This is a genomic window from Streptomyces sp. NPDC050161, from assembly GCF_044460025.1.
Classification (GTDB): Bacteria; Actinomycetota; Actinomycetes; order Streptomycetales; family Streptomycetaceae; genus Streptomyces.
Genome location: NZ_JBITJM010000010.1, coordinates 203,155 through 222,713, shown reverse-complemented (window position 1 = coordinate 222,713; position 19,559 = coordinate 203,155). Strand labels below are relative to the sequence as shown.

Annotated in this window: 19 protein-coding genes and 1 pseudogene; 12 read left to right on the top strand and 8 right to left on the bottom strand. The window is 70.6% G+C overall.

Features of this window, described 5'->3' with window-relative positions:
- Positions 1–32 precede the first annotated feature (32 nt).
- The 8 genes from pcaD to ACIBK8_RS18945 all read left to right on the top strand — a co-directional run bounded on the left by pcaD (position 33) and on the right by ACIBK8_RS18945 (position 7,207).
- Complete coding sequence (pcaD, locus tag ACIBK8_RS18980; RefSeq protein WP_399043017.1) at positions 33–1,310, top strand: 3-oxoadipate enol-lactonase; 1,278 nt, start codon at positions 33–35, stop codon at positions 1,308–1,310.
- Between the two features lie 300 nt (positions 1,311–1,610).
- The gene (locus ACIBK8_RS18975) at positions 1,611–2,249 is read left to right on the top strand and encodes an MBL fold metallo-hydrolase (protein WP_399042996.1); all 639 of its coding nucleotides are present in this window, start codon (positions 1,611–1,613) and stop codon (positions 2,247–2,249) included.
- Positions 2,250–2,292: 43 nt separating this feature from the next.
- On the top strand, positions 2,293–3,072 hold the full coding sequence (locus ACIBK8_RS18970) for an exodeoxyribonuclease III (protein ID WP_399042995.1): 780 nt from the start codon (positions 2,293–2,295) through the stop codon (positions 3,070–3,072).
- A gap of 263 nt (positions 3,073–3,335) precedes the next feature.
- Positions 3,336–3,776: a DUF6278 family protein gene (locus ACIBK8_RS18965; RefSeq protein WP_393682034.1), complete on the top strand. Its 441-nt coding sequence runs from the start codon at positions 3,336–3,338 to the stop codon at positions 3,774–3,776.
- Between the two features lie 204 nt (positions 3,777–3,980).
- Positions 3,981–4,724 carry an amino acid ABC transporter ATP-binding protein gene (locus ACIBK8_RS18960; protein WP_393682033.1) on the top strand — a complete coding sequence of 248 codons (744 nt, stop codon included), beginning with the start codon at positions 3,981–3,983 and terminating at the stop codon, positions 4,722–4,724.
- 14 nt (positions 4,725–4,738) lie between these two features.
- Complete coding sequence (locus tag ACIBK8_RS18955) at positions 4,739–5,668, top strand: glutamate ABC transporter substrate-binding protein (protein ID WP_399042994.1); 930 nt, start codon at positions 4,739–4,741, stop codon at positions 5,666–5,668.
- A gap of 19 nt (positions 5,669–5,687) precedes the next feature.
- The gene (locus tag ACIBK8_RS18950) at positions 5,688–6,332 is read left to right on the top strand and encodes an amino acid ABC transporter permease (RefSeq protein WP_399042993.1); all 645 of its coding nucleotides are present in this window, start codon (positions 5,688–5,690) and stop codon (positions 6,330–6,332) included.
- Positions 6,329–7,207: an amino acid ABC transporter permease gene (locus tag ACIBK8_RS18945; protein WP_399042992.1), complete on the top strand. Its 879-nt coding sequence runs from the start codon at positions 6,329–6,331 to the stop codon at positions 7,205–7,207. The genes ACIBK8_RS18950 and ACIBK8_RS18945 overlap by 4 nt, the downstream gene beginning before the upstream one ends.
- Positions 7,208–7,229: 22 nt before the next feature.
- On the opposite strand, the gene ACIBK8_RS18940 is transcribed toward ACIBK8_RS18945, so the two are convergent.
- The 3 genes from ACIBK8_RS18940 to ACIBK8_RS18930 form a co-directional block, all read right to left on the bottom strand.
- Positions 7,230–7,682 (bottom strand): hypothetical protein, encoded by a 453-nt coding sequence (locus tag ACIBK8_RS18940; protein ID WP_399042991.1) that lies wholly within the window; start codon positions 7,680–7,682, stop codon positions 7,230–7,232.
- 77 nt (positions 7,683–7,759) lie between these two features.
- A complete protein-coding gene (locus ACIBK8_RS18935; RefSeq protein ID WP_399042990.1) occupies positions 7,760–9,064 on the bottom strand; it encodes a cytochrome P450 in 1,305 nt (434 codons plus the stop codon).
- A 25-nt stretch (positions 9,065–9,089) separates the two neighbouring features.
- Positions 9,090–9,827, bottom strand: a complete 738-nt coding sequence (locus tag ACIBK8_RS18930; RefSeq protein WP_399042989.1) for a TetR/AcrR family transcriptional regulator — start codon at positions 9,825–9,827, stop codon at positions 9,090–9,092.
- Between the two features lie 329 nt (positions 9,828–10,156).
- Between ACIBK8_RS18930 and ACIBK8_RS18925 the strand changes: the two are divergent.
- Positions 10,157–10,680 (top strand): annotated as a pseudogene (locus ACIBK8_RS18925) (transposase); the annotation flags it as partial.
- Positions 10,677–11,099, top strand: coding sequence for a hypothetical protein (locus ACIBK8_RS18920; RefSeq protein ID WP_399042988.1), 423 nt, complete (start codon positions 10,677–10,679; stop codon positions 11,097–11,099). The pseudogene ACIBK8_RS18925 and the gene ACIBK8_RS18920, both read left to right, overlap by 4 nt.
- Before the next feature lie 408 nt (positions 11,100–11,507).
- On the opposite strand, the gene ACIBK8_RS18915 is transcribed toward ACIBK8_RS18920, so the two are convergent.
- The gene (locus ACIBK8_RS18915) at positions 11,508–12,722 is read right to left on the bottom strand and encodes a GDSL-type esterase/lipase family protein (protein ID WP_399042987.1); all 1,215 of its coding nucleotides are present in this window, start codon (positions 12,720–12,722) and stop codon (positions 11,508–11,510) included.
- A gap of 69 nt (positions 12,723–12,791) precedes the next feature.
- A complete protein-coding gene (locus ACIBK8_RS18910; RefSeq protein ID WP_399042986.1) occupies positions 12,792–13,574 on the bottom strand; it encodes a DUF998 domain-containing protein in 783 nt (260 codons plus the stop codon).
- A gap of 217 nt (positions 13,575–13,791) precedes the next feature.
- Between ACIBK8_RS18910 and ACIBK8_RS18905 the strand changes: the two genes are divergently transcribed.
- Positions 13,792–14,385 carry a TetR/AcrR family transcriptional regulator gene (locus ACIBK8_RS18905; protein WP_399042985.1) on the top strand — a complete coding sequence of 198 codons (594 nt, stop codon included), beginning with the start codon at positions 13,792–13,794 and terminating at the stop codon, positions 14,383–14,385.
- Between the two features lie 468 nt (positions 14,386–14,853).
- Here the strand turns inward: ACIBK8_RS18905 and ACIBK8_RS18900 are convergent, their stop codons facing one another.
- Entirely contained in the window at positions 14,854–16,449 is a 1,596-nt protein-coding gene (locus tag ACIBK8_RS18900) for a CocE/NonD family hydrolase (RefSeq protein WP_399042984.1), read from the bottom strand.
- Between the two features lie 308 nt (positions 16,450–16,757).
- On the opposite strand from ACIBK8_RS18900, the gene ACIBK8_RS18895 reads away from it, so the two are divergent.
- Positions 16,758–17,591, top strand: coding sequence for a class I SAM-dependent methyltransferase (locus ACIBK8_RS18895; protein ID WP_399042983.1), 834 nt, complete (start codon positions 16,758–16,760; stop codon positions 17,589–17,591).
- Here the strand turns inward: ACIBK8_RS18895 and ACIBK8_RS18890 are convergent.
- Positions 17,579–18,793 carry a globin domain-containing protein gene (locus ACIBK8_RS18890; RefSeq protein ID WP_399042982.1) on the bottom strand — a complete coding sequence of 405 codons (1,215 nt, stop codon included), beginning with the start codon at positions 18,791–18,793 and terminating at the stop codon, positions 17,579–17,581. The genes ACIBK8_RS18895 and ACIBK8_RS18890 overlap by 13 nt on opposite strands.
- 133 nt (positions 18,794–18,926) lie before the next feature.
- On the bottom strand, positions 18,927–19,373 hold the full coding sequence (locus ACIBK8_RS18885; protein ID WP_393682018.1) for an RrF2 family transcriptional regulator: 447 nt from the start codon (positions 19,371–19,373) through the stop codon (positions 18,927–18,929).
- Positions 19,374–19,559 lie beyond the last annotated feature (186 nt).

The window sequence follows — 19,559 nt, the reverse complement described above, 5'->3', positions numbered from 1 at the left end:
TGTGAGAGCGTGCGGGCGTGAGTGAGATACCGATGCACACCCTGCAGTACCGCTCTGACGGGCCAGAAGACGCTCCAGTCTTGGTCATGGGTGCCTCACTGGGTACCACATGGCACATGTGGGACCGGCAGATCCCGGAGCTGACCCGCCACTGGCGCGTCATCCGCTTCGACCTACCCGGTCACGGCGGCTCGCCCGCCCACCCCGCGTCTTCCATCGCCGAGCTGGCCGACCGCGTGGTCGCCACCCTCGACGCGCTGGGCGTGGACCGGTTCGGTTACGCGGGCTGCTCCATCGGTGGAGCCATCGGCACGCAGCTGGCACTGACCCGCCCGCAGCGGGTCACGTCGCTCGCGCTGGTCTCCTCGTCGCCGCGCTACGGCACCGCGGATTCCTGGCGCCAGCGCGGCGTGGTCATCCGGACGAACGGGCTCGACCCGATCGCCCGCACCGCGCCCGAGCGCTGGTTCACCCCCGGTTTCGCGGGCGCGCAGCCGGCCATCGTCGAATGGGCCGTGCAGATGGTGCGGACCACCGACCCCGGCTGCTACATCGCCGCCTGTGAGGCGCTGGCCGCGTACGACGTCAGATCGTCCCTGAACAGAGTCGGCGCGCCGACCCTCGTCATCGTCGGCTCCGAGGACCAGGTCACCCCGACCACCGACGCCCGCACCCTGGTCGCCGGGATCCCGGACGCCGGCCTCGCCCTGGTACCCGGCACCTCGCACCTCGCGCCCGTGGAGCAGCCCGCGGCCGTCACCGAACTCCTCATCCGGCACTTCACCACCAGCTGGCACGACAAGCCGGGTCCGGGCGGCCAGGCGGCGATATCGGCCGCCGCACCCAAGCCGGTACTCGCACCCCCGCCGCCCCCGCAGGCGGCACCCGCCGCCATCGAGTCCGGCCTCGCGCAGCCGGAGCTGGTGCGCGGCAGCGCGTACGAGCGGGGCATCAAGGTCCGGCGCGAGGTACTCGGCGACGCGCACGTCGACGAGGTCGAGGCGAACACCGACGACTTCTCCAGCGAGTTCCAGGACTTCATCACGCGCTACTCCTGGGGCGAGACCTGGACCCGTCCCGGTCTCGACCGGCGCACCCGCAGCATCGTCACGCTCTCCGCACTCGTCGCCGGCGGCCACCGGGACGACCTGGCCCTGCACACCAGGGCCGCGCTGCGCAACGGCCTCACCCCGTCCGAGATCAAGGAAATCCTGCTGCACACCGCGGTCTACTGCGGCGTCCCGGCCGCGAACGCCGCGTTCACCGTCGCCCAGCGCGTCATCCGCGAGGAGACGACGCCGGAGGGGTGAGGGGGAGGGGGGACGGAGGGGTGGGGGCGGGGCTCTTCCTGTGGTTTGTCCCTTGCCGTTCGCCGTTCGCCGTTCGCCGCTTGCGCCTTGCGCCTTGCGCCTTGCGCCTTGCGCCTTGCGCCTTGCGCCTTGCGCCTTGCGCCTGCGCTTTGTGCCTGCGCTTTGCCCCTGTGGTTTTTTCCCCTCCGCCCACCCCCCTTCGGGGGGTGGGCGGGTGTAGTGACGCGGTTTCCCGCCCCCGCCTCCCCCCCCCGCACCCCAACATGCCCCCGCCCGCTGCCGCGCGGCAGGATGGCAGGTATGGAACTCACGAAGAAGACCCATGCCTGTGTCCGGCTGGCGAAGGACGGGCAGGTGCTCGTCATCGACCCGGGGCTGTTCACCGAGCAGGACGCGGCCGTCGGCGCCGACGCCATCCTCGTGACCCACGAGCACATGGACCACTTCAACGAGGACCGGCTGCGCGCGGGCATGGAGGCCAATCCGGCCGCCGAGATCTGGACCCTGGCCAGCGTCGCCGACCAGCTGTCCGCGGCGTTCCCCGGCCGGGTGCACACCGTCGGCGAGGGCGACACGTTCTCCGCCGCCGGTTTCGACGTCGAGGTCCACGGCCAGCTGCACGCCGTCATCCACCCCGACATCCCGCGCATCACCAACGTCGGCTTCCTCGTCGACGGCACGGTCTTCCACCCCGGCGACGCGCTCACCGTCCCGGAGGGCCGTACGGTCGACACGCTGCTGCTGCCGGTCCACGCGCCCTGGAACAAGGTGTCGGAGGTCATCGACTACGTCAGGGAGGTCGCACCGCGGCAGGCCATCGACATCCACGACAGCCTGCTCCAGGACCACGCGCGGCCGGTCTACGACGGCATGATCGACAACCTCACCGGCACCGATCACAGCCGCCTCGTCGCCGGCCACAGCACCGACGTGGGCTGACCGCCCCCGCCGACTGTCAGTCCCTCGCTGTAGGTTTACGGACATGCGCATCGCGACCTGGAACGTCAACTCGATCACCGCCCGCCTCCCGAGGCTGCTGGCCTGGCTGGAGAGCACCGGCACGGACGTGCTGTGCATCCAGGAGACCAAGTGCGCCCTGGAGCAGTTCCCCGCCGACCAGCTCCGGGAGCTCGGCTACGAGTCCGCGGTCAACGCCAACGGCCGCTGGAACGGCGTGGCCCTGATCTCGAAGGCCGGCCTGGAGGACGTCGTGCTCGGCCTGCCGGGCGGCCCGGAGTACGACGGCGCGGAGGAGCCCCGTGCCGTCGCGGCGACCTGCGGCCCGGTCCGCGTCTGGTCGGTGTACGTCCCCAACGGCCGCGAGGTCGAGCACGCGCACTACGCGTACAAGCTGAACTGGTTGCAGGCGCTGCGCGGCGCGGTCGCCGAGGACGCGGCGGGTGACCGCCCGTTCGCGGTACTCGGCGACTTCAACGTCGCGCCGACGGACGAGGACCTCTGGGATCCGGCCGCGTTCGTGGGCCAGACCCATGTCACCCCGGCCGAGCGCGAGGCACTGGCCGACCTGCGCGGCACGGGCCTGAGCGACGTGCTGCCCCGCGCCCTCAAGTACGACCGCCCGTTCACGTTCTGGGACTACCGCGCCCTGGGCTTCCCCAAGAACCGCGGCATGCGCATCGACCTGGTCTACGGCAACGCCCCGTTCACCAAGGCCGTTTCGGACTCCTACGTGGACCGCGAGGAGCGCAAGGGCAAGGGCGCGTCCGACCACGCGCCGGTCGTCGTCGACCTGGAGATCTAGGGCGACCGCCGGGCGGCACGGGGGGAGCGCCGCGTGTGGTGGCCGTGGCCGTGGCGTGAGCGGCGGCGCCCAGGGGCGGTGTCGTCGCGGCGTCCGTACTGCACGCGTACGGACGGCCGTTGACGCCCGGCGACGACGGGGCTCCCGCGCCGGGAAGCGCCAACGGGCAGGCGTCAACGGCCAGGCGTCAACCCGTCGAACGAGGGCCCGTTGCGCCGCGCGCCTGTGGCTCTGCCCCGGGCGTGGATGCGACCCTGCACACCATGAACCTGTCTTTCCTGGACAAGTGGCGCAAGCGCCCGGACGCGGACCGTCCCGTGCCGCTCGCGGACGCGGTGCGCGACGACCCCGACAGCGTCGCCGAGCTGCTGTCCGAGTGCGAGCTGTTGCGGGCCCAGGCGGCGGTCGCCGGTGTGGAACTCGATGATTCCGTACGGTCGTTGGAGGCGCTGGACCAGTTGCAGCCGGTGTGGCGGGACGACCCGGAGGTGCTGCCCTGGCTCGGCAACGACGCGGGCCTGTACCTCGGTACGGTCCTGGTGCGTACGGTGCGCGGTGCGGTGTGGCAGGTGTGGCCGGACGGACAGCCGGTGGTGCGGCTGGAGTCGGGCCGGGAGATCGATGTGGTGTCGGCCGGCCATGAATGGGCCGATGTCGGGGCGCCGGAGCTGTCCCAGGTGTACGCGGAGGTCGCGGAGAGCTGAGCGTCCGTGTCCGAACCCGGGCCGGTTGCGACCGGAGTTCAGGGTGCGGGCTCTGAGTGCGGGCGGTCCGCACGGCGCCGCCGGTGGCCGCCCGCTTTCTCCACTCTCGTCAGGACCGTCGTGCGTGTCAGCGGAGAAGTGCCGGATTTGTCCGGGTAAGTTGCACAATCTCCGCTGTACGGATGAGAGTGGGCAGGTCTGCATATGGCCGGTGATGCGCTGATTGAACTGCGCGGGGTCAACAAGCACTACGGGAAACTTCATGTCCTCCAGGACATCGATCTCACCGTCGGCCGCGGCGAGGTGGTGGTGGTCATCGGCCCCTCCGGGTCAGGGAAGTCCACCCTGTGCCGGGCCATCAACCGCCTGGAGACGATCGAGTCCGGCACCATCACCCTCGACGGGAAACCACTGCCCGAAGAGGGCCGCGCCCTCGCCCAACTGCGGGCCGAAGTCGGCATGGTCTTCCAGTCCTTCAACCTGTTCGCGCACAAGACCGTACTGGCCAACGTCATGCTGGCGCCGGTCAAGGTCCGCAAGAAGAGCAAGGAGCAGGCCGCCGCCCGCGCCCGCGAACTCCTGGAGCGGGTCGGGCTCGCCTCGCAGGCCGAGAAGTACCCCGCCCAGCTCTCCGGCGGACAGCAGCAGCGCGTCGCCATCGCCCGCGCGCTGGCCATGGAACCCCTCGCGCTGCTCTTCGACGAGCCGACCTCGGCCCTGGACCCGGAGATGATCAACGAGGTGCTGGAAGTGATGCAGCAGCTCGCCGCCGACGGGATGACCATGGTCGTCGTCACCCACGAGATGGGCTTCGCGCGGTCCGCCGCCAACCGCGTCGTCTTCATGGCCGACGGCCGGATCGTCGAGGACCGCACCCCGGAGGACTTCTTCACGTCGCCGAGGAGCGAACGCGCCAAGGACTTCCTGTCCAAGATCCTCAAGCACTGAACGGGGGCGCTGAGATGACGCATCTGCACTCCTGGCGCCTGCGCCGCCCCCTCGCGGCCCTCCTCCTGGCCGTCCTCGCGCTGGCCGCCACCGCCTGTGGCCGGGAAGGCAGCCCGCCGGCCAAGGGCCCAAGCGCCGACCAACTGCCCCACTACACCGTCGCCTCCGGCTTCCGGCTGCCCGCCTCTCCCACCTGGACGAAGGCGAAGCGCCGCGGACACCTCGTCATCGGGGTCAAGGAGGACCAGCCCTACCTCGGCGAACGCGACCCCTCGTCCGGCCGGTACACCGGCTTCGACATCGAGATCGCGAAGATGATGTCCGCCTCGCTCGGCTTCGCCCCCGACACCGTCGACTTCAGGACGATCGCGTCGGCCAACCGCGAAACGGCCCTCCAGAACGGCCAGATCGACCTGTACGTCGGCACGTACACCATCAACGCGAAGCGCAAGAAGCAGGTCGGCTTCGCCGGTCCGTACTACATGGCGGGGCAGGGCCTGCTGGTGCGCACCGACGAGAAGGACATCAACGGGCCGCAGGACCTCGCGGGCAAACGCGTCTGCTCCGCGGCCGGTTCGACGCCGTACCAGCGCATCCAGGCCGACCACCCCGAGGCCGACCTGATCGCGTACGACACCTACTCCGTGTGCGTGGACAACCTGCTCACCTATCAGGTCGACGCGGTCACCACCGACGACGCGATCCTGCTCGGCTACGCGGCGAAGGTCCCCGACGAACTGAAGGTCGTCGGCAAGCCCTTCTCGCAGGAGCCGTACGGCATCGGCGTACCGCGCCGGGACACCGCGCTGCGCCTCGCGCTCGACGACGCCCTGGCCGCCCAGGAGAAGAACGGCAACTGGAAGAAGGCGTACGAGGCGACCCTCGGCCTGTCCGGGGCGCCCGCGCCGAAGCCGCCGCCGATCGACCGCTACCCGGCGGGCTGAGGAGAGAAGGAACCGACCGATGAACGTTCTCCTCGACAACCTCTCCCTCTACGGCGACGGCCTGCTCGGCACCGTCGAACTCACCGTCTACGCCTCGCTGCTGGCGCTCGCACTCGGCTTCCTCATGGCGGCGTTCCGCGTCGCGCCGGTCGGCTCGCTCCGGGCGTTCGGCACGGTCTGGGTCACTGTGCTGCGCAACACCCCGCTGACGCTGCTGTTCTTCGCGGTGCTGCTGGGGCTGCCGCGGTTCGGGCTCGTGCTGCCGTTCAAGCTGTTCGCGGTGCTCGCGCTCGGCTGCTACACCTCGGCGTTCATCTGCGAGGCGGTGCGCTCCGGCATCAACACCGTGCCCGTCGGACAGGGCGAGGCGGCCCGCAGCCTGGGCATGACCTTCCCGCAGACCCTCGGCGACGTGGTGCTGCCGCAGGCGTTCCGCTCGGTCATCCCGCCGATCGGCTCCACCCTGATCGCCCTCGCCAAGAACTCCGCCATCGCCGGGTCCTTCAGCGTCGTCGAACTGCTCGGCACCTACAAGACCCTCAACGAGCTGGGCTACAGCATCATCTGGACCTTCATCTGGATCGCCGTCGGCTATCTGATCGTGACCCTGTCCATCAGCGCGCTGTTCAACGTGCTGGAGAAGCGCTGGGGAGTCGCCCGATGACCACCGCACTCTACGACGTCCCCGGGCCGAGTACCCGGCGGCGGCATCTGCTCTACGGCACCGGCGCGACCCTGATCCTCCTGGCCCTGATCGGGTGGATCATCTATCTGCTCTTCGACACCGGCCAGTTCACCGCGCAGAAGTGGACTCCCTTCACCTACAAGGGAATTCAGGAACTGCTGCTCACCGGCCTGGGCAACACCCTCAAGGCGTTCGGCTGCGCGGCGGTACTCTCGCTGGCGCTCGGCGGGGTGCTCGCCTGCGCGCGGCTCTCCGACCACCGGGTGGTGCGCTGGGCCGGCACCCTGCTGGTCGAGTTCTTCCGCGCGATGCCCGTCCTGGTCATGATCTTCTTCGTGTATGTGGCGCTGAAGGTCGAGCCGTTGCCCGCCCTGGTCACCGGGCTGACGCTGTACAACGGCTCGGTGCTCGCCGAGGTCTTCCGCACCGGCGTGAACTCCGTCGAGCGCGGGCAGGGCGAAGCCGCGTACGCGCTGGGCCTGGGCAAGACGCAGGTGATGACGCACGTCCTGGTGCCGCAGGCGGTCCGCGCGATGCTGCCCACGATCATCAGCCAGCTGGTCGTCGCCCTGAAGGACACCTCGCTCGGCTTCCTGATCACCTACGAGGAGTTCCTGCACGCCGGGAAGCTGATCGCGTCCAACCTCGACTACGACCTGCCGTTCATCCCCGTCGTCATGATCATCTCGCCGATCTACATCGGGATGTGCATGCTGCTGTCCTGGTTCGCCAACTGGGTCTCCCGGCGGCAGCGGCGCAATCCGAAGGTGGAGACCGCGGAGATCGGCGCCGCGGAGCCCGGCACGCTGCTGCCCGGCGCCGGGTCAGGCCACCCGAAGCCGCCGCACGCCTGAACCCGGCCCCGGCGCCGCCCGCTCAGCGGATGCTGCGCGCGAGCCACGGCGTGAGCGCCCCGCGCAGGATCAGCTCCTTGTACGTCTCGTCGCCCGGCAGCGGCACGATCAGCCACTGGCCCGGCGGGAAGAACCGCGCCTTCACCCAGGCCGTCCCGCCGTACACGGACCGCAGGAACGCGGGGACCGACGCGCGGGGAACGTCAGGGAACTCCACCTCGTCAACGGTGATCTTCGCGTCGTCCTCGGGGAACAGCTGCACGCTGACGGCGGGACTGCCGCCCAGCTCGATGTACGCCTCGTGCGGCAGCGAACCGTCCGGGTCGAGCACCGTGAACGCCCCGGCCGCGGTGCGCCGGGAGGTCTGATCGGCGCCGATGTCGTCGGTGACCTTCATCTCCAGCCGGTACGCGTCGGCGATCTCCCGGATCGCGAGGACGGCGGACTCGGTGGTCGGCAGCTGCGGGTGTCCCATGCGCCCGATACTGCCGGACGGGCGGCGAAGCCGCGCCGGGCGCGACGCGACGGGGTGCGTCGCGCCCGGCAGGGCCGCTACAGGTACAGCGGCAGCGACGACAGCCGCCAGCTGCCGGGCAGCGGGTCGCGCTTGAGCTCCTCGGGGGCGACGGCAAGCCGGACGTCGGGATAGCGGGAAAACAGCCGGTCGAAGGCGACCTCGCCTTCCTGACGGGCGAGGGTGGCGCCCAGACAGTAGTGCATGCCGTGACCGAAGCCGACGTGGTTCTCGGCGTGCCCGGCGGGGTGCCGGGTGAGGTCCAGGCGCTCGGGGTCGTCGTAGTGCCGCGGGTCGAAGTTGGCCGCCACCAGGATGAGTTGGACGGCGTCGCCGCGGGCGATGCGGGTGCCGGCCAGCTCGACGTCCTCGGTGGCGTACCGCAGCTGCGTCCCCTGCACCGGGCCGCACCACCGCATCAGCTCGTGGACGGCGCGCGGCGCCAGCGCCGGGTCGTCCCGCAGCAGGCGGAGCTGGTCGGGGTGGGTGAGCAGCGCCGCGGTGCCGTTGCCGATCAGGTGGGCGGTGGTTTCGTGCCCGGCCAGGACCAGCGTGAGGACCATCGTGACCATCTCGACGTCGCTGAGCCTGCTGCCGTCGTCGTCCTGCGCCCTGATCAGGTCGCTGAGCAGGTCGTCGGTGAGCGCGGCACGGCGGCGGCCGATCAGCTCGTGGATGTGCTCGATCATCGGGGGCATCGACCTGGCCAGCCGTCCGGGCTCCAGCGAGACGAGGTCGGCGCCCCAGACGCGCCACTGCGGACGGTCCTCCTCCGGGATGCCGACCAGTTCGCAGATCACCGTGATCGGCAGCGGGTAGGCGAAGTGCTCGATGAGGTCGACGGCGCCGTTTTCGGCGTACTCGGGGAGCCGGTCGAGCAGCGCGTCGGCGATCTCCGTCACGCGCGGGCGCAGGTCGGTGATCTTCCGTGCGGTGAAGGCGCGGGACACCAGGCGGCGCAGGCGGGAGTGGTCGGGGGCGTCCTGGTTGAGGATGGAGCCGAGGAAGTAGACGTCCAGCTCCTTGGGGACGCCGAACATCTCCAGCATCCGGGCCAGCGGGTCCTCGCCCGCGCCGCCTCCCGAGTGCGCCCGGTTGTTGGCGAAGCGGGCGTCCCGCAGCACCTCGCGGACCTCGTCGAAGCGGGTGACGAACCACAGCGGCGAGTCGTCGACGAACCGGCCCCTGACGACCGGGCCCTGCTCGCGCAGCGCGCCGTAGCCGCGGAACGGGTCGGTGATCAGAGCGGGATCCATCACGTTCGGCTCGCCCGGGTGCTTGCCGACGTGGGTGGTCAGCGTGGCGGAAGGTGTTGCCGGGGTCTGGTCGGTGGGTGCGGACATCGTCGGTTCTCCTCCGGATCGGGAGTCAAGGACGCAGCTGGCGGCGCATTTCCTCCGCGCTGAGCTGGGCGATGTGCTCGTACAGGGTGATGATCCCGGGCGCGGCCAGGGCCGCCGCTTCGCGTACGCGGTCGGCGCCCGGCCGCCCATCGGGCGCGGTGGCGGGGCCGGCCGGGGTCTCCAGCGCGGCCTGCACCGTACGGGCGAGCAGACGGGCCCGGGGCTCGGTGGTGGCCGGGGCGCGGCCGTCGAGCAGTGCCTCGGTCGTGAAGAAGCCGGTGAGCACCGCCATGAGGGTGTAGCGCTGGTCCGTGACGGACATGTCGTCGCGGACCAGTCCGCAGGCGCGCAGCGCGCCGAGGTGCCGGCACAGCGCCTGGTCGCCGTGTGCCACCAGTTCCGCCAGCTCCACGGCGGCGATCTCGTCCAGGCGCCCGAGGATGCCGGAGTCGTCGGTGTGGACGGCGCGCAGCACCGGGTCGTCCAGGGCGTCGAGGTAGTAGCTGCTCGCCACCGCGCTCGGCAGCACCTCCAGCGGATCGGCGCGCATCCGCGCCAACTGCCGCTCCATGGCGCCCTGTTTGCTGTCGAGCACGACGGCGAGCAGCAGCGCGTCCTTGGTCTTCCAGTGCAGGTAGACGGTGCCCTTGCCGACTCCCGCGCGACGGGCGATCTCCTCGATCGTCACCCGCCGGTACCCCCAGGCCACCAGCAGCTCACCGGCCGCCCGCAGAATCCGCACGCCGCGCCCGTCCCGTTCCACGGCCTCCCCCTAGCCTCCGTGACCAGATATCGAATCCGGTCACGGGGTCAACGTTAGGGCGTGAAGGGCGAGTTCAGTAGGCGGTATCCGGACAACGGGCACGGATGGGGAAGAAGTTCCGGCCGTGCCGACCGGCGCCCGGTCCCGTCAACAGCCCTCAGAGGGCGGAATGAGAGTACATAAGAGTTTTGTCGTCACCTGAATGTGTGGTGGTGGGGCATCCCGGCCGGTCGGTGGTCATTGGCATGTTGGGCTGGTCGCCGTGAGCGAGCGCAAGCCCTAGCAAGACCGACGTGAGCGACGAGCAGTGGGCGCTGGTCGAGCCGGTGATCACCGACCCGAGCCTGGTGGTGCTCGATACCCAGAGCGGGCACGCGGCGGCCGGAGTGCCCGCGCAGACGACAGGGCGTGACGCGGCAAAAAAGTACCGGGCGGCAAGCGCGGCCTGGCCGTTGACGTGTTGGGGCTGCTGATCGCGGTGGTCGTGGCGGCCGCGTCGGCGCACGAGAACGCCATCGGCATCGCGCTGCTGGACAAGGTCGCCGCCGACACCGACACCGTGGAGAAGGCCCCGGTCGACCAGGGCTTCAAGAACGCCGTCGTCGCGCACGGTCAGAAGGCAGGCATCGAGGTGGAGGTCGTGGAGCGCAACCCCGCGCAGACCGGGTTCGTTCCCCAGGCCAAGCGGTGGGTGGTGGAGCGCGCGTATGGGATCTTGATGCTGCACCGCAGGCTGGTGCGTGACTACGAGCATCTGCCCCGCAGTTCGGAGTCGCGGGTGTACTGGGCGATGACCGCGGTGATACTGCGCCGGCTGACCGGGGCGACCGTGCCGGCCTGGCGCACCGCATGACCGGCGGGGAGCTGACGCTCGGCGCGGTACTGGTGCGGCTGGAGGAGCGGGAACGGGAGATCACCGCGCAGGCCGAGACGATGCGGGAACAGATCACGCAGCTGACCACACAGCTCGACGAACTCGGCCGGGCCGCCGAGGAAGTCCGGATCACCCGCAAGACACTGCTGGAGCTGCCCGACCCCGGGCCGCCCGCGCCGCCGGCACCGAAGCTACCGGATCATCCGGCCTACCAGCAGATCATGGCGGTGTTCACCGCGGCCGACCACCCGCTGCGAGCCCGGCAGGTGTGCGAGGCGATGGACCTGACGGTCGCGCCCAACAACATCAACAACGTCCGCCTAAAGCTCAAGCGGCTGGCCGACCGCGGGATCCTGGCCGAGACCGACCCAGGCTTGTTCACCCAGCCCCGGCCGTAGTCGACCGACGTCGCCACAACCTGCCCGCTTGTCCCGCATGAAAGGGCGTTCACGAGTACCGCTGACCAGCAGCGCAACAGCTCGGTTGGTGGTCCTTTCCCAGCACCACCGTGATCGCTTCCCGCCTCATCAGCGGAGCGTCCATGAAAGACCGCCAGCCGTCCCGCGACTGGACGACCTACGGGCGGGTCGCTCGCCTGGCCGACCTCAGCGAACAGGGTCTCGCTTGCGTGTGTGGAGCTCTTCGAGTGAGTCGCTCTCCCGGATTACCCCATGTGGACGGGCGCCGACGATTCTCCGGTCCGCTGGTACTCCGCTCCCGGGCTCCTTCTGCGACAGGACGGGCTGACGGCTTACAGCCGGCTGCACGTCCGGGGACAGAGGCAACGGCTCGAACGAAACGTGGGGTCAGTCGAACAGGGACAGGTCGATGGATTCTGCGAGGGCGGCGTAACCGGCGTCGTTGCCGTGGAGGTGGTCTCCCATGTGCAGGTCGTCGTGGATGCGACTGGGGTCGGCGGAGTCGCGCCAGACGGCGTCGAAGTCGAGGACTGCGTCGAAGGCTCCGCTCGTGCGGATCCAGTCGTTGATCTGCTCGCGCGCCTTGTCGCCCTTGGGGGTGTACATGTCCGAGCCGCCATAGGGTGCGATGGTCGCGGCGTGGACCTTCGCGCCGTGGGCGCGGGCGCGAGCGGCGGCCTGGAGGTGGGCGGCGATGATGTCGTCCACGCCGACGGGCTCGCCGGGGAACATCGCGAGGAAGGCGGCGGTCTCCTCGTTGCGCGGGGCGAAGGAGAAGACGAGGTCGTTGCCCACGGCGATCACCACATGACCCAGGCCGGGGGTGGCGAGGATGTCGCGGTCGAAGCGTGCGAGGGCGGCGGCGCCGATGCCGTCGGTGAGCAGGCGGTTGCCGCCGATGCCCTGGTTGACCACGCAGCGGGTCCGACTGCCGTGCGCGTGCAGGCGTTCGGCGAGCAGGTCGGTCCAGCGCCGGTCGGTGCCGGGGGTGGATCCGATGCCGTCGACGCGGGAGTCGCCGAGCACGGCGATGGCCCGGGTAGGGGTGTCGGGCTGTACTTCCACCGCGGTGATCAGGGCTTGCGCCGGCAGCGGAGCGGCTTCCGTGGGCAGCGCGGCGCGCGTGGTCGCGTCGCCGGGTATGAGCCGGCCGAGCGTGTGGAAGGTGCCGTGGCACGTGGCGGTGTCCACGCGGCCGGGCAGGTAGAGGCTGATGGCCAGCCGTGACAGTGCGGGGACGGTCAGGTCGACGGGGTCGCTGAGGGCTGGTGCGCCCGCCGGTACGGTGACGGTCGGCTGGCGGCCGAACGTGATCGCTCGGCTGCTGCTGTCCTGGATCGCGCCGTCGGCGTCCGCGAGGGCGACGCGGGCGGCGCCGACGGTCAGTGGCGCGGTGGCGTACTCGTTGCTGATGCGGATACGCACGTGGTGTCCGCCGCCGCTGATGCGGACGACTTGCCGCAGGGTCGCGTTCTCGAAGGGCTCGAGGGAGCTGACGGAGTTGTCCGGGGCCTGCGGGGCTGCGCCCCAGGTGCGCACCCACGCAGCTGCGGCGGGGGCGGGCTCGTCCAGGCTCGCGGGGGTGGTGAGGGTGTTGTTCATGGTCGTGGTCCTTGGGGTGCGGAGTTCACGGCTGATGCTTTGCGTCGATGGTGTTCGCCAGGGGCGAGGTCAGCTCGCCGTGCCTGCTGTGATGGACGGCGGTTCGGCGGAGATGTTGTCGCGCTTCCAGATCGCTGCTCCGGCGCACGCGAGGCCGATGAGGAACGGGTGGACGGCGCCGCGTTCGATGAGGCCGATGATCCCGATGACGTTGTCGCCAGAAGTGATGATCATGGCGAGGTAGAGCAGCATCGAGATCAGACCGATCACGCCGACGGTGATCAACGCTCGGCCCACGCGGGCGGAGACGCCGATGCGCTGCCGGCGGCGCCCGAGGACGATGGCCAGCACGTTGCCGCCGGTGAACCCGGCGAAGGCGCCCATGCTGTGGTACTCACCGGTGCCGTCCTTGAGAGCCTCGCCCGATCCGGGATACAGCGCGAGCAGCACGCCGCCGACAGCCAGCAGCGCAGCGGGGACGAGCACGGCCCACCGGCGCCCGTGTGCCAGGTCCCGCAAAGTGGCCACTCCGGCCAGGATGGCGATCCCGAAGAGGAAGAATCCGGCGTTCATCACCCAGGCCAGCGGCGAGTACATGTACTGGCCGAACAGGGTCGACGGCCCGTGGACGCCCAGGTTGCTGATGAAGTCGTAGGTGTAGCTGTAGGCGGGATCGGTCCACGCGGCGGCGGAGATGAACTCCCCCAGCAGGAAGATCACTGGTCCGGCGATCAGCAGCGCTCCCGCCACGCGGCGCTGAGGCTGGGGTCCGTCCGCGTTGCTGTGCTCCTGCGCGTTCGTCGGTGGCTTCGCGCGCCGCACGGTGGAGCGCACGGTCGTGTCTTTGGTCATCGGCGTCGTCTTTCTGGTGCAGGGCCGGGCGCTGACGCGCGGCGTTCGTGCCGGCTGACGGCAGGCGGACGCTCCGGCCTCGGGGATGACGGGTGGCGACATGGCGGTCTGCCGTCGAGACGTCCACCACTAGGCACTTTCGCTTCACTCGGACTCTAACTATATCGAGTGTAGTTTTACAACCGGTGGAGATAGCGGCCGAGGGTAGAGTGAGGGCATGGTGGATTCAGTGCCCGTGGGGCGGCGTGAGCGCAAGAAGGCCGCTACGCGGACGGCGATCCTGGACGCGGCGACGGCACTCTTCCTCGACCGCGGCTTCGACGCCGTGACGGTGCGCGAGATCGCCGACAAGGCGGATGTGACACCCAAGACGGTCTTCACGCACTTCCCGCGCAAGGAAGCGCTCGTCTTCAGTGACGAGGGTGAACGGCACGAGCGGCTCATCGCCGCGGTGCGGGACCGCGCGCCGGGGACCTCGGTCTCTGACGCGCTGAAGGCGCATTACCTCGCCGAGATCGCCGCGCTGACGACCGAGCCGCAGAGCCAGATCCTTGCGCTGATGAACGGCACGCCGTCCCTGATCGACTACGCGGAGAAGATGTGGCTGCGTCACGAGGACGCGCTGATCGCCACGCTCACCGAGGAGTTCGGGCTCGACGGGCCGAGTGAGGAGATCCGTTTCTACGTACGCTTCGCGCTGCAGATCCAGCTCATGGCTACGCGTGAGGCGGACCCGGAATCGTCCGTGGCTGCCGGTTTCCGGTTCCTTGACCAGGGCTGGGCGCACCACAGCGAGGGCCGGCGCTACTAGTTCCGTACGGCTTGGACGCGCTGGTGGTCGCCCGACCAACCGAAGAGGGGTCAGTGAGAGGAGTCGGGCAGGCGGTCGCGGAACTGCCCGAAGGCATACCAGCCCGACGTCCGCCCCGGTGTGATCAGGTTCCCTTCTGCACAGTCGATGACTTTGCTCTGCAGGGCCGGGTGCCCCAGGGTGCCGGGGCTGATGGTGATCGTCTGCGGTTGTGCGAGCTCAGTGGTGGGTGGGACGTCGTGGTGGCGGCAGCCCTGTATGAGCACATAACCCACCACAGCCCCAGTCGCACCGACCGCGCCTGCCACGGAACCCAATCTCCCGCCCCGAACACGGTCGAACAGACCCCGGAAACGACAAAGATCCCGACCGATGATGAAGATCGGCGGGATCTCGTCAACCGCTCCCGAGCGAACTCAAGAACAGTCGCGAAACGAAGAATCGGGCATCAGGTCTCATACCGCCCTCTCAGTCGCGCACCGGCACCGACAGATAGGACGGGTCGGCGTCCGGCGAGGAGAAGGTCAGCGTGGCGCCGTGCGGGTTGTGCTCGATGTAGAGCGGGTCGACGGTGTCCACGACCACGGCCAGGCGGTGTCCTGCCGGAACGTCGTACGCCGTCGAGAAGAGATCCAGATCCACGCCGAACGGCCGGTTCGGGGTCTTGCCGTGGAAGGTGAACGGCGCGTGCGTGACGAGCTTGCCGACGCCGAGCGGGCCGACGTCGTAGAGGTAGGCGATGGCGGTGCCGCTCTCCGCCGTGCTGGTCAGCGTGGTGTGCAGGCGCGCGGTGCCGCGGACGCGCTGCTGGGTCGCGTACCGGTCGGACTGCCAGACGGCGGCCAGGGAGCGCGGCAGCAGCGGGATCGAGGCCATCGGCGGCGCCTTGAGGAACTGGTCCAGCATGCTGGAGAGGAAGATCAGCCCGCCGTCGGCGCCCGAGTCGAGGTTGGTGGCGGTCTTGTGGGTGCCGCCGAGGGCGATCATCCGGTGCGCGGACGGTACGTCCCGCCAGCTCCTGTAGCCCTCGTAGGCGCCGGTGGAACGGGACTTGAGCTGGACCGGCGACTCGTGGTCGACGCCGTTGTCGGCGCCCTTGAGGTAGTGGTCGAACCACCGCTCGGCGCTGGTCCAGGTGTCGTTGGGCAGCCCGAACAGGCCGGTGGCCTCGGCCGTCGCGTGATCGCCCGGACGGAACTCAAGACGCTTGGGGCCCTTGAGCTTCTCGAAGAAGTCGGCGTACTGGTTGGGCGGGAAGAGCGAGTCGCCCCAGGCGTTGCCGAGCATGATGGCCGCGCCGTTCGCGTTGATCCTGTCGAGGTAGGTGGCGGGTGAGCGCTTCCTGCCCCAGGCGATCATGTCCTTCTCCTTGGCCAGATTCGAGCCGAGGAAGTCCTTGAGCACGCCCTGGAGTTCGGCGCTGGGACGGCCGGTGAGGGCGCCGGCCGCACCGAGCATCGCCCCGGCCTGGAGGTGCTGGGTCCGGCCGCTGTAGATCGAACCGATCAGGTCGGCCCAGCCGCTGAGGGCGGTGACCGCCTTGATCCGCCGGTCCTGCGCGGAGACCAGCAGGCTGATCCCCGCACCGTAGGAGACCCCGCCCATGCCGACCTTCTGCGGGTCGGCCGGTGTGTGGGCGAGCGCCCAGTCGATGACCTTGGAGGCGTCGGCGATGTCCTGCGGCCCCGCCGTCTCGATCTTCCCGCCGGACTGCCAGAAGCCGCGCACGTTGTAGCCGATGACGACGTACCCGGCGTCGGCCAGCTTCTTCGCCTGCGCCACGTACTCGATCTGCGGCATCGCCCAGCTGGTGGGCAGCACGATGAGCGGGAAGCGCCGGGTGCCGTCGGCGCCGGACGGGGTGAAGACGTTGGCCTTGAGCGTGACGCCGCCGTCGCCGGTGATGTCGACGAACTTCACGGCGGACGAAGTGGCCGCCGCGGTACGGCCGGTGCGGGCCTCGGCGCCGGTGGCGGCCGGCGCACCGGCGAGGACGGTGGTGGCGAGCACCGCGGCGGAGACGGTGCCGATCGCGGCGCGCAGCGTCGTGCGGGAGGGCGTCATCTTCTGCTCCAGATCGTGATGCGAACCGTCGGCCGCTGTCCGGAGGGCTCGGGGGAGCCTCCAGGGCGTCCCGGCGCATGCCGGAGGCGTCCGCTGACAGGAGGGGCGGCCGGGGTTCGAGGTGATTGGAGAGTAAGGTCCGATGCTTACCGCAAGTAACCCGTTGGTAGGTTACGGGTGAGTAACGTCGTGGGTGCGCGGCTGTCCCGTCCGTGCGGGGCGAGGGGTGACGGATCCGGGCGTGCGGAACCTTCCCGGCGGTGTGGGGAGTTGGGGGAGTGGGGCGAGATGGTGTGAGGAGGGTGCGGGTGTCGCAGACGCCGTTCGACGCGAGTGAGCGTCTGGCCTGGGCCGGCCGGGGCGAGGCGTACGCGGCGGGCTTCGGGCGGCTCTGTGCTCACCCGGTGCCCGCGTTGCTGGTGGCGGCCGGGGTCGGCGCGGGTGTGCGGGTGCTCGATGTGGGCACCGGGACCGGAGTGGCCGCGGCGGCTGCGGTGGCGTGCGGTGCGCGGGTGAGCGCCGTGGACGCCGAGCCGGACATGGTCAGGCTGGCGGCCGGTGCCGTCCCCGCCGCGGACGTCCGTATCGGCGTACTGCCTCATCTCCCGTATCCCGACGGCGAGTTCGACGCGGTTGTCGGCAACTTCGTGCTCAACCACGTCGGCAGGCCGCGCCGCGCGCTGGCCGAGCTGTGCCGGGTGACCCGTCCGGGCGGGCGGATCGCGCTGACCGTGTGGGCGTCCCCCGCCGCGGCGGGCCAGGCGCTGTTGGGCCGCGCCGTCCATGCCGCCGGTGTCAGCCGTCCCGCGTCCCTGCCCGCCCTCACGCCCGACGAGGACTTCCCGCGGACCGAGGACGGGCTGACCGGCCTGCTGGGCGCGGCGGGGCTGGTGGCGGCCGGTTGCCGGACGCTGTCCTGGAATCACCGTGCGACGCCGGACGAGTGGTGGCGCGGGCCCGCCGCGGGGGTGGCCACCATCGGCCGGACGGTGAACAGTCGGGGGCCCGTGGTGGCCGACCGCATCAGGCGCCGGTTCGAGCTGCTGGCGGCGGAGTTCGCCGACGCGTCGGGGGTGCTGGTGCTGCCGCACCGGGCGCTGCTGGCCTCGGGGCGGGTGCCGGTCCGTCCTCACAGTCCCTGATCGGGGCCGAAGACCTCGTGGTGGATGTCGGCCGCGCGCACGCCGGACGCCAGCAGTTGGGAGCGGACGGAGCGCATGAACGGTACCGGGCCGCAGAGGTGGGCGACGGTGCCGGACGGAATCCGCAGGCGGGTGAGGTCCATCAGGCCGGAGTGCACGACCGGGCCGCCGTCCTGGTCGGCGGCGGTGGTCCCGTCGTCAGGCCGCTCGTACCAGACCGCCGCCTCCGCGTGCGTCAACCTGCCGATGAGGCGCTGGAGTTCGGCGCGGTAGGGGTGGCTGCCGGGGGTGCGGTCGGCGTGTGCGGCGATGATCCGGCGGCGTGAGCCGGTGGCGGCCAGGTGGGTGAGCATGCCGATGGCCGGTGTGCAGCCGATGCCCGCGGTCGCGAACAGCAGCGGCCGTTCGCTGTCGTCGAGCACCACGGCACCGAACGGGGCGCTCGCCCGCAGCTGGTCACCTTCGTGGACGTGATCGTGCAGAAAGCCGGAGACCTCGCCCGCCGGGCCGCCGTCCGGGCCGCCCGGTATCCGCTTCACGGCGAAGCGGAGCGCGCCGTCCGGCTGCCCGGTGAGGCTGTACTGGCGTATCTGGCGTGCCCCGTCCGGGAGTTCGACCTGCACGGACAGGTACTGGCCCGGCCGGGCCGCGGGCGGCTCGGTGCCGTCGAGCGGGCGCAGCAGGAAGGTGACGACGTCGTCCGTCTCGCGGACGCGGCCGGCCACCCGGTACGTGCGCCAGGTCCGGCCGTCCGGCGCGCCGGCCGCGGCGTACAACTGCCGTTCCGCCGCGATCAGCCCGTGGGCCATCAGCCAGTACACCTCGTCCCAGGCCGCGGTGACCTCCTCGGTCAGGGCTTCGCCGAGGACATCGGCGAAGGCGGCGAACAGGTGGGTGTGCACCAGGGGGTACTGGTCCTCGCGTATCCCCAGGGAGGCGTGTTTGTGCGCGATCCGGGTGAGCAGCGCGTCGGGCAGCTCGTCCGGGTGTTCCAGGAGGTGTCCCGCGAAGGCGGCGACGGAGCCGGCGAGTGCCTGCCGCTGGCTGCCGTTGGCCTGGTTGGCGCGGTTGAACAGGTCGCGCAGCAGGGCGGGCCGGTCCGCGAACAGCCGGTCGTAGAAGAGCGGGGTGATGTCGCCGATGGCGGCGGCGACGACGGGGAGGGTGGCGCGGACGGTCTCGGCCGATTTCGGTGACAGCAACGGTGACTCCGGACTTGTGAGGTGGACACCTGGATCGCGGCACGCAAAATGTGCATGCAAGATGCGTATTTAAGGGTGTGCGGGGTGGGGTGGGGGAGGGTGGTGACGGCTGAGGGGGTGGCGGGTGCCGGGGTCAGTCCGGCGGGCGGGAGGTCAGGCCGAGCAGGAGAGGGCCGGTGGGGGGTGCCACCAGGTCGTCGACCGACAGCGGGTCGAGTGCGGCGAAGAACGCCTCCTGTGCCACGTGCAGGGCGCCGCGCAGCCGGCAGTCGCCGCGCAGCGGGCACGGCGGGTCGTCCTCGCAGCCCACCACGTCGCCGACGCCTTCGAGTTGCCGGACGAGCCGGCCGAGCGAGCCCGTGCGGCCGGCGTCGGTCAAGGTCAGCCCGCCGCCCCGCCCGCGCCGCGCCTCGACGGCGCCGAGGTGCTGGAGCTTGCTGACCACCTTGGCGGCGTGTGTGTAGGGCACCTGGACCGCGCCGGCCACCTCGCGGGTGGTCGGCGCGTCCGCGGTGTCACCGAGTACGGCCAGGCGCATGGCGATGCGCAGCGCGATGTCGGTGCTCTTGGTCAGTCGCACGGCTTCACTCTATAGAAGTGGCATGTGGAATGCCAATTTATGTCGGCGCCCCGCCGTCCGGCCGCAAGGTGGTGCGCCCGGTTGTCCTTGGCTCGATATCGCCGGGTGCCGTCACCGAGCGTTGACGCGTTGACCAGGCCCTCCTTACCGTGATCAGGTCACCGGTCCGACACGGTGCGGGGGTCG